Below are 10,273 nucleotides of genomic sequence, written 5' to 3'. Positions count from 1 at the left end.
ATCTCAGATACGAAATTCCTCCGACCCGGAGATATCCAATGAAAGACCTGCTCAACCTCTTCAATCAACAGCGCCAGACGCTGGATTTCGACGCGATCAAGATCGCGCTGGCCTCGCCTGACCTGATCCGTTCGTGGTCCTACGGCGAAGTGAAGAAGCCCGAAACCATCAACTACCGCACCTTCAAGCCCGAGCGTGACGGCCTGTTCTGTGCTGCCATCTTTGGTCCGATCAAGGACTACGAATGCCTGTGCGGCAAGTACAAGCGCATGAAGCACCGTGGCGTGGTCTGCGAAAAGTGTGGCACCGAAGTCACCCTGGCCAAGGTGCGTCGTGAGCGCATGGGTCACATCGACCTGGCTTCGCCGGTCGCGCACATCTGGTTCCTCAAGTCGCTGCCCTCGCGCATCGGTTTGATGCTGGACATGACCCTGCGCGACATCGAGCGCGTGCTGTACTTCGAAGCCTACGTGGTCACCGAGCCGGGCCTGACCCCCCTCGAGCGCCGCCAGCTGCTGACCGAAGAGCAGTACCTGACCGCACGCCAGGAGTACAACGACGACTTCGACGCCGCCATGGGCGCCGAGGCCGTGTACGAACTGCTGCGCACGATCGAGCTGCAGTCGGAAATGACCCGTCTGCGCGAAGAAATCGCCAGCACCGGTTCGGAGACCAAGCTCAAGCGTCTGACCAAGCGCATCAAGCTGATCGAAGCCTTCCTGGAATCGGGTAACCGTCCGGAGTGGATGGTCATGACCGTGCTTCCCGTGCTGCCGCCGGACCTGCGTCCGCTGGTGCCGCTGGATGGTGGCCGCTTCGCGACCTCGGATCTGAACGATCTGTACCGCCGCGTGATCAACCGCAACAACCGCCTGCGTCGCCTGCTCGAGCTCAATGCGCCGGATATCATCGTGCGCAACGAAAAGCGCATGTTGCAGGAATCGGTCGATGCGCTGCTGGACAACGGCCGTCGCGGCCGTGCCATCACCGGCACCAACAAGCGTCCGCTGAAGTCGCTGGCCGACATGATCAAGGGCAAGCAGGGCCGGTTCCGTCAGAACCTGCTCGGCAAGCGCGTGGACTACTCCGGTCGTTCGGTCATCACCGTCGGTCCGTACCTCAAGCTGCACCAGTGCGGCCTGCCGAAGAAGATGGCGCTGGAGCTGTTCAAGCCGTTCGTGTTCGCCAAGCTGCAGCGTCGCGGCCTGGCCACCACCATCAAGGCCGCCAAGAAGCTGGTCGAGCGCGAAGAAGCTGAAGTCTGGGACATCCTGGAAGAAGTGATCCGCGAGCATCCGGTGTTGTTGAACCGTGCGCCGACCCTGCACCGCCTGGGTATCCAGGCGTTCGAGCCGGTGTTGATCGAAGGTAAGGCCATCCAGCTGCACCCGCTGGTCTGTACCGCGTTCAACGCCGACTTCGACGGTGACCAGATGGCCGTCCACGTGCCGCTCTCGCTGGAAGCCCAGCTGGAAGCGCGTGCGCTGATGATGTCCACCAACAACATCCTGTCGCCGGCCAACGGCGAGCCGATCATCGTGCCGTCGCAGGACGTGGTGTTGGGCCTGTACTACATGAGCCGCGCCCTGGAGAACAAGAAGGGCGAGGGCATGGTGTTCGCCAACACCAGCGAAGTGAAGCGCGCCTACGACAACCGCGTGGTGGAACTGCACGCCAAGGTCAAGGTCCGTATCACCCAGGTGGACGTGGACGCGGTCGATGGAAAGCGCACCAGCGGTACCTCGATTGTGGACACCACGGTCGGTCGTGCTCTGCTGAGCGAAATCCTGCCCGAAGGCCTGCCGTTCCAGCTGGCCAACACCGAGATGACCAAGAAAAACATCTCGCGTCTGATCAATTCCAGCTACCGTCTGCTGGGCTTGAAGGACACCGTCGTGTTCGCCGACAAGCTGATGTACACCGGCTATGCCTACGCCACCCGTGCAGGCGTGTCGATCGGCATCGACGACATGCTGATCCCGGACGAGAAGAAGGGCATCCTCACCGAGGCAGAAGCCGAAGTGCTGGAAATCCAGGAGCAGTACCAGTCCGGTCTGGTCACCGCCGGCGAGCGCTACAACAAGGTCGTGGACATCTGGTCGCGTACCAGCGAGCGCATCGCCAAGGCGATGATGGACACCATCGGTACCGAGAAGGTCGAAAACGCCAAGGGCGAGACCATCGACCAGAAGTCGATGAACTCGCTGTACATCATGGCCGACTCCGGTGCGCGTGGTAGCCAGGCGCAGATCCGTCAGCTGGCCGGTATGCGCGGCCTGATGGCGCGTCCGGATGGCTCGATCATCGAGACGCCGATCAAGGCGAACTTCCGCGAAGGCCTGAACGTGCAGGAGTACTTCAACTCCACCCACGGTGCCCGTAAGGGTCTGGCCGATACCGCGCTGAAGACCGCCAACTCGGGTTACCTAACCCGTCGTCTGGTCGACGTGGCGCAGGACGTGGTCATCACCGAAGTCGACTGCGGCACCACCGAAGGGTTGATCATGACCCCGATCGTGGAAGGCGGCGATGTGGTGGAGCCGTTGAAGGAGCGCGTGCTGGGCCGTGTGGTGGCCGAGGACGTGTACCTGCCGGGCAACGACGAAGAACCGATCGTCACCCGCAACACGCTGCTCGACGAAGCCTGGGTTGCCAAGTTGGAAGAGGCCAGCGTGCAGTCGGTGAAGGTGCGTTCGACCATCAGCTGCGAGTCCTCGTTCGGCGTGTGCGCACGTTGCTACGGTCGCGATCTTGCACGTGGTCACCAGGTCAACATCGGTGAAGCGGTCGGCGTCATTGCCGCACAGTCCATCGGTGAGCCGGGTACCCAGCTCACCATGCGTACGTTCCACATCGGTGGTGCGGCATCGCGTGCGGCTGCGGTGGACAACATCACCGTCAAGACCACCGGTTCGGTGAAGTTCAACAACCTCAAGTCGGTGGCGCACGCCAGCGGCGCGTTGGTTGCGGTCTCGCGTTCGGGCGAACTGTCCGTGCTCGATGGCCATGGCCGCGAGCGCGAGCGTTACAAGCTGCCGTACGGCGCCACCATCACCGCCAAAGACGGCGATGCGGTCAAGGCCGGGCAGGGCGTTGCCAACTGGGATCCGCATAACCATCCGATCGTGTCGGAAGTGGCCGGTTTCATTCGCTTCATCGACTTCGTCGACGGCGTCACCGTCATCGAGAAGACCGACGAACTGACCGGTCTGGCCTCGCGCGAAATCACCGACCCGAAGCGTCGCGGTGCACATGCCAAGGAACTGCGCCCGATCGTGCGCATCGTCGATGGCAAGGGCAATGATCTGACGATCCCGAACACGGATCTGCCGGCCCAGTACCTGTTGCCGCCGCGCTCCATCGTCAACCTGCAGGACGGCGCCGCCGTTGGCGTGGGCGACGTGGTCGCCAAGATCCCGCAGGAAGCGTCCAAGACCCGCGACATCACCGGTGGTCTGCCGCGCGTTGCCGATCTGTTCGAAGCACGCAAGCCGAAGGATCCGGCGATCCTGGCCGAGCGTTCGGGCATCATCAGCTTCGGCAAGGACACCAAGGGTAAGCAGCGCCTGATCATCAAGGACACCGATGGTTCGGAACACGAAGAGCTGATCCCGAAGTATCGCCAGATCATCGTGTTCGAAGGCGAGCACGTGACCAAGGGCGAGACCGTGGTGGACGGCGAGCCGAGTCCGCAGGACATCCTGCGTCTGCTGGGTGTCGAGCCGCTGGCCGCCTATCTGGTCAAGGAAATCCAGGACGTGTATCGCCTGCAGGGCGTGAAGATCAACGACAAGCACATCGAGGTGATCACGCGCCAGATGTTGCGTAAGGTCGAGATCACCGATCAGGGCACCAGCAAGTTCCTCAACGGCGAGCAGGTCGAGCGCCAGCGCGTCATCGAGGAAAATGTCCGCCTGGTCAAGCGCAACGAATTGCCGGCCAAGTACGATCCGGTGCTGCTGGGTATCACCAAGGCCTCGCTGGCCACCGAGTCGTTCATCTCGGCGGCTTCGTTCCAGGAGACCACCCGCGTGTTGACCGAGGCTGCCGTGCGCGGTACCCGCGACAACCTGCGCGGTCTGAAGGAAAACGTGATCGTGGGTCGTCTGATCCCGGCCGGTACCGGTCTGGCCTACCATGCCGGACGTCGCAAGTCTTCGGGTCTGACCGACTCGGAAATGGAAACGCTGTCGGGCAAGCCGGCAGTGGCCGAACCGGTCGCCACGGTGGCCGACGCTGGCGCGGACGAGGAGTAAGCGCTCCGACGGCGGTCGCAAGATCGCCGTAAGCCAAGCGAAAAGGAGGGCAGGAGGCCCTCCGTTTTCCGGCCTTTGGATGGGCCAGCAGGGTTAGATTTCCGTGAAGTTGACGGAGTTTCGTCCTGCCAGCTATACTTCTCTGTCTCGGTGGGCCGTTTTTCGGCCTGCCTTTGTTTTCGTGCAAGGCCGTCTCGGCCTCTCTATCAGAAGAATCAACTGATGACGACGATCAATCAGCTGGTCCGCAAGCCTCGGCAAGCGACCACCTACAAGAGTGCCTCCCCGGCACTGGACAAGTGTCCGCAGCGCCGCGGCGTCTGCACACGCGTCTACACCACTACCCCGAAGAAGCCGAACTCGGCCCTGCGTAAGGTTGCCAAAGTGCGCCTGACGAATCAGGAAGAGATCATCAGCTACATCGGTGGTGAAGGCCACAACCTGCAGGAGCACTCCGTGGTCCTGATTCGCGGTGGCCGCGTCAAGGATCTTCCCGGTGTGCGTTATCACACCGTCCGTGGTTCGCTGGACGCCGCCGGCGTCGCAAAGCGCCGTCAAGGTCGTTCCAAGTACGGCGCCAAGCGCCCGAAGAGCTAAGGAAATACTCCAATGTCCCGTAAAGGTTCTACTCCGCAGCGCACCGTCCTGCCTGATCCAAAGCATGGCAGCGAAACCATTGCCCGCTTCATCAATATGGTGATGCAAAGTGGCAAGAAGTCGGTTGCTGAGAAAATTGTCTATGGCGCGATGGACGTCATTGGCGAAAAGAATCCGAATGCCGTCGAGCTGGTGCAGAAAGCACTGGACAACGTGGCCCCGGCTGTCGAAGTTAAATCGCGTCGCGTCGGTGGTGCTACCTATCAGGTGCCCGTCGAAGTGCGCTCCTCCCGTCGCACGGCGCTGGCAATGCGCTGGTTGATCGATTCCGCGCGCAAGCGTGGCGAAAACACCATGCCGCGCAAGCTGGCTGCAGAACTGCTGGACGCCTCGGAAAGCCGTGGCGGCGCGATCAAGAAGCGCGAAGAGACGCACCGTATGGCGGAGGCGAACAAGGCGTTCGCACACTACCGCTGGTGACCTCGTGGGCCTTGGTAACGGGGCCCTTCAGCACCATCTGAGTGCTGTTTGCGACGCGCGATTAGCGTCGCATCTAAATCCGAAGGCCGCCGAAAGGCGGCGTTCGGCCATCCGAAATCCAAGAAATTGAGAGGCTCCCCGTGGCCCGCACCACCCCTATCGAGCGTTACCGCAACTTCGGCATCATGGCTCACATCGATGCCGGCAAGACCACCACCTCCGAGCGCATCCTGTTTTACACCGGCGTCAGTCACAAGATCGGCGAAGTCCATGACGGCGCCGCGGTGATGGACTGGATGGAGCAGGAGCAGGAGCGTGGTATCACCATCACCTCCGCTGCCACCACCGCGTTCTGGTCGGGTATGGACAAGTCCATGCCGCAGCATCGCCTCAACATCATCGACACCCCCGGGCACGTCGACTTCACCATCGAAGTGGAGCGCTCCTTGCGCGTGCTCGACGGTGCGGTGTTCGTGCTGTGCGCCGTAGGCGGCGTACAGCCGCAGTCCGAAACCGTGTGGCGCCAGGCCAACAAGTATTCCGTGCCGCGCATGGCCTTCGTCAACAAGATGGACCGTACCGGTGCCAACTTCGACAAGGTCGTCGAGCAGCTGAAGGCCCGTCTGGGAGCCTACGCCGTGCCGATGCAGGTGCCGATCGGTGCTGAAGACGGTTTCGAGGGCGTGGTCGACCTGCTGAAGATGAAGGCGATCCATTGGGATGTTGCCTCGCAGGGCACTACCTTCGAATACGGTGACATCCCGGCCGATCTGGTCGAGATTGCGACCGAGGCGCGTTCGTTCATGGTTGAGGCGGCTGCAGAAGCCAGCGAAGACCTGATGGACAAGTACCTCAACGAAGGCGACCTGACCGAAGAAGAGATCCTGGTGGGTTTGCGCGAGCGCACCCTGAAGGTCGAGATCGTGCCGGTGTTCTGTGGCTCGGCGTTCAAGAACAAGGGCGTGCAGGCCATGCTCGACGGCGTCGTGCACCTGTTGCCGTCGCCGGCCGACCGTCCGCCGGTCCAGGGCATCGACGAAGACGAGAAGGAAGACACCCGTCCGGCGACCGATACCGCGCCGTTCTCGGCGTTGGCGTTCAAGATCATGACCGACCCGTTCGTGGGCTCGCTGACGTTCTTCCGTGTCTATTCGGGCACGCTGAACTCCGGCGACCAGGTCTATAACCCGGTCAAGTCGAAGAAAGAGCGCGTGGGCCGCATCCTGCAGATGCACTCCAACAATCGCGAAGAGATCAAGGAAGTGCGCGCTGGTGACATCGCCGCAGCCGTGGGTCTGAAGGACGTCACCACCGGCGATACGCTGTGTGCGCAGGACAAGATCATCACCCTGGAGCGCATGATTTTCCCGGAGCCGGTGATCTCGATGGCGGTGGAGCCGAAGACCAAGTCGGACCAGGAAAAGATGGGTACGGCGCTGGGTCGTCTGGCGCAGGAAGATCCCTCGTTCCGCGTCAAGACCGACGAAGAATCCGGCCAGACCATCATCTCCGGCATGGGCGAGTTGCACCTGGACATCATCGTCGACCGCATGCGTCGCGAGTTCAATGTCGAGGCCAACGTTGGCAAGCCGCAGGTTGCGTATCGCGAAACGATCCGCAAGACCGACGTCAAGTCCGACTACAAGCACGCCAAGCAGTCCGGTGGTAAGGGTCAGTACGGTCACGTGGTGATCGAGCTGTCGCCGATGACCGAAGAAGATCGTAAGAACGACAACGTCAAAGACGATTTCCTCTTCATCAACGACATCACCGGCGGCATCATTCCGAAGGAATTCATCCCCTCGGTCGAAAAGGGTTTGCGCGAAACGATCACCAGTGGTCCGATCGCCGGCTTCCCGGTGGTGGGTGTCAAGGTCAAGCTGGTGTTCGGCTCGTACCATGACGTCGACTCCTCGGAAATGGCGTTCAAGCTGGCCGCGTCGATGGCGTTCAAGCAGGGCTTTGCGAAAGCCAGCCCGGTGTTGCTTGAGCCGATCATGAAGGTCGAGATCGTCAGCCCGGAGGATTACCTGGGTGACGTGATGGGCGACGTGAGCCGCCGTCGTGGCGTGTTGCAGGGTCAGGACGACAGCCCGTCGGGCAAGATCATCAATGCGATGATTCCGCTGGGTGAAATGTTCGGTTACGCGACTTCGCTGCGCTCGATGAGCCAGGGTCGCGCAACGTTCTCGATGGAATTCGACCATTACGAAGAAGCGCCGACCAACATCGCCGACGCTGTCACCAAGAAGGGCTGAGTTCGCTCAGCCGCTTCAAACAAAATTTTCCAATTAGAGGTTAGTGAGTCATGGCAAAAGCTAAATTTCTTCGCGAAAAGCTGCACGTTAACGTCGGCACCATTGGTCACGTCGACCATGGCAAGACCACGTTGACCGCTGCGCTGACCAAGATCGGTGCCGAGCGTTTCGGTGGCGAGTTCAAGGCGTACGACGCGATCGACGCAGCGCCGGAAGAGAAGGCGCGTGGTATCACGATCTCGACCGCACACGTTGAGTATGAGTCCGCAGTGCGCCATTACGCGCACGTCGATTGCCCCGGCCACGCTGACTACGTCAAGAACATGATCACCGGTGCAGCGCAGATGGACGGCGCGATCCTGGTGTGTTCGGCCGCTGACGGCCCGATGCCGCAGACCCGTGAGCACATCCTGCTCTCGCGTCAGGTCGGTGTGCCGCACATCGTCGTGTTCCTGAACAAGGCCGATATGGTCGACGACGCCGAGCTGCTTGAGCTGGTCGAGATGGAAGTGCGTGAGCTCCTGAGCAAGTACGACTTCCCGGGCGACGACACTCCGATCATTCACGGTTCGGCTCGTCTGGCGCTTGACGGCGATCAGAGCGAAATCGGTGTGCCGGCGATCCTGAAGTTGGTCGAAGCGCTGGATACCTTTATTCCGGATCCGACCCGCGACGTTGACCGTCCGTTCCTGATGCCGGTCGAAGACGTGTTCTCGATCTCGGGCCGTGGCACCGTGGTGACCGGTCGTATCGAGCGCGGCATCATCAAGGTCGGCGACGAAATCGAAATCGTCGGTATCCGCGACACGCAGAAGACCACCGTCACCGGCGTGGAAATGTTCCGCAAGTTGCTGGACCAGGGTCAGGCAGGCGACAACGCCGGTCTGCTGCTGCGCGGCACCAAGCGTGACGACGTGGAGCGCGGCCAGGTGCTGTGCAAGCCGGGTTCGATCAAGCCGCACACCGAGTTCGAAGCCGAAGTCTACGTGCTGTCCAAGGATGAGGGTGGTCGTCATACCCCGTTCTTCAAGGGCTACCGTCCGCAGTTCTACTTCCGCACCACTGACATCACTGGCGCCTGCCAGCTGCCGGAAGGCGTGGAAATGGTGATGCCGGGCGACAACGTGAAGATGGTCGTGACCCTGATCAACCCGGTCGCGATGGATGAAGGTCTGCGCTTCGCGATTCGTGAAGGTGGCCGCACCGTCGGCGCCGGCGTGGTTGCCAAGATCATCAAGTAAGTGCCTGCGATCCGGCGACGCCTCGTCGCCGGATCAGCACGTAAGTAATGCAAAGGGTCGGCGCAAGCCGGCCTTTTTGTTGAGCGGAAATATGCGCGTGCAATGCAATTCGCAGGGTAGAGCGCTTGCGCCAGTAAAAACACCTCGCTATAATGCGCGGCTCGGTGTCCCTGGGTAGGGCGCAGAGTTACAGCGAAAAGAACGGCAGGATGCCGCTCGTGTTCGCCAGACCGGGAAGGTCGCGTTGCATGGAGCACTCAACAACTCACGTGTTGTTGACGGTGCTCTCGTTGCGCACTATACTTTTCCGTCTGGGCAGACCGGTTTACCGGCCTGCCTCAGTTTTTGGGCGGAGGAAATGCCCTCGCTGGCAGGACGCACGGCGATTTCATCTACGCAGGAATATCGGGGCAGGTATCCCAGAGGCCTTGCCCGTCGCTCTTTTAACGAAGGAAGCTTCCGTCATGTCGGAACAAAAGATCCGGATTCGGTTGAAGGCGTTCGATCATCGATTGATCGACCGTTCGGCCAGCGAGATCGTCGAAACGGCTAAACGGACCGGCGCGCAAGTGCGTGGCCCGATCCCGTTGCCGACCAAGATCGAACGTTACACCATCCTCGTATCCCCGCATGCCGACAAGGATGCGCGTGACCAATACGAAACCCGCACGCACAAGCGTGTGCTCGATATCGTCGACCCGAACGACAAGACCGTGGACGCGCTGATGAAGCTCGAACTCGCGGCTGGCGTCGACGTCCAGATCAAGCTGACCTGAGGACTACGACCATGACGAAGAAATATTCGTTGGGCTTCGTAGGCCGCAAGGCTGGTATGAGCCGCGTCTTTACTGAGGACGGCCGCTCGGTACCGGTCACGCTGATCGAAGCAACTCCAAACCGCATCGCGCAGATCAAGACCGTCGAAGCTGACGGCTATAGCGCAGTGCAGATTACCGTTGGTGCCCGTCGCGCCGCACTGGTCAACAAGCCAGCTGCTGGTCACTTCGCCAAGGCGAAGGTGGAAGCGGGTCGCGGCCTGTGGGAATTCCGCGTTGAAGATGCGCAGCTCGGCGATTTCGCCGTCGGCGGCGAAATCAAGGCGGACATCTTCGAGGTCGGCCAGAAGGTCGATGTCCAGGGCGTCACCAAGGGTAAGGGTTTCCAGGGCACCATCAAGCGCTACAACTTCCGTATGGGCGATGCAACTCACGGTAACTCGCTGTCGCATCGCGCGCCGGGTTCGTTGGGTCAGCGCCAGACCCCGGGTCGTGTTTTCCCGGGCAAGAAGATGTCGGGCCACATGGGCGCCGTGCAGCAAAGCACGCAGAACCTGGAAGTGGTCAAGGTCGACGTCGAGCGTGGTCTGATTGCTATCCGCGGCGCCGTGCCTGGCGCAGCTGGTGGCGACGTGATCGTCCGTCCGGCGAGCAAGGCATAAGGA

7 protein-coding genes are annotated in these 10,273 nt (G+C 61.2%); all 7 read left to right on the top strand.

Annotated elements, in window-relative coordinates; all coding sequences use genetic code 11:
• Positions 1 to 38 precede the first annotated feature (38 nt).
• The 7 genes from rpoC to rplC all read left to right on the top strand — a co-directional run bounded on the left by rpoC (position 39) and on the right by rplC (position 10,270).
• Positions 39 to 4,256 carry a DNA-directed RNA polymerase subunit beta' gene (gene rpoC, locus AC1KVG_RS05750; RefSeq protein ID WP_006450627.1) on the top strand — a complete coding sequence of 1,406 codons (4,218 nt, stop codon included), beginning with the start codon at positions 39 to 41 and terminating at the stop codon, positions 4,254 to 4,256.
• Between the two features lie 222 nt (positions 4,257 to 4,478).
• Positions 4,479 to 4,853, top strand: a complete 375-nt coding sequence (gene rpsL / locus AC1KVG_RS05745) for a 30S ribosomal protein S12 (RefSeq protein WP_006450628.1) — start codon at positions 4,479 to 4,481, stop codon at positions 4,851 to 4,853.
• Positions 4,854 to 4,865: 12 nt separating this feature from the next.
• Positions 4,866 to 5,333 (top strand): 30S ribosomal protein S7, encoded by a 468-nt coding sequence (rpsG, locus tag AC1KVG_RS05740; RefSeq protein ID WP_006450629.1) that lies wholly within the window; start codon positions 4,866 to 4,868, stop codon positions 5,331 to 5,333.
• Positions 5,334 to 5,473: 140 nt separating this feature from the next.
• Positions 5,474 to 7,591: an elongation factor G gene (gene fusA, locus AC1KVG_RS05735; protein ID WP_006450630.1), complete on the top strand. Its 2,118-nt coding sequence runs from the start codon at positions 5,474 to 5,476 to the stop codon at positions 7,589 to 7,591.
• A 50-nt stretch (positions 7,592 to 7,641) separates the two neighbouring features.
• Positions 7,642 to 8,832 carry an elongation factor Tu gene (tuf, locus tag AC1KVG_RS05730; protein ID WP_108350190.1) on the top strand — a complete coding sequence of 397 codons (1,191 nt, stop codon included), beginning with the start codon at positions 7,642 to 7,644 and terminating at the stop codon, positions 8,830 to 8,832.
• Between the two features lie 464 nt (positions 8,833 to 9,296).
• Positions 9,297 to 9,608 (top strand): 30S ribosomal protein S10, encoded by a 312-nt coding sequence (gene rpsJ / locus AC1KVG_RS05725; RefSeq protein WP_003486723.1) that lies wholly within the window; start codon positions 9,297 to 9,299, stop codon positions 9,606 to 9,608.
• Between the two features lie 11 nt (positions 9,609 to 9,619).
• The gene (gene rplC / locus AC1KVG_RS05720) at positions 9,620 to 10,270 is read left to right on the top strand and encodes a 50S ribosomal protein L3 (protein ID WP_006450633.1); all 651 of its coding nucleotides are present in this window, start codon (positions 9,620 to 9,622) and stop codon (positions 10,268 to 10,270) included.
• Positions 10,271 to 10,273: the final 3 nt, after the last annotated feature.

The organism is Xanthomonas sp. NCPPB 3959 (assembly GCF_056675575.1).
The sequence above is the reverse complement of the archived record's forward strand: the minus strand, read 5'-3'. Positions and strand labels throughout refer to the sequence as shown.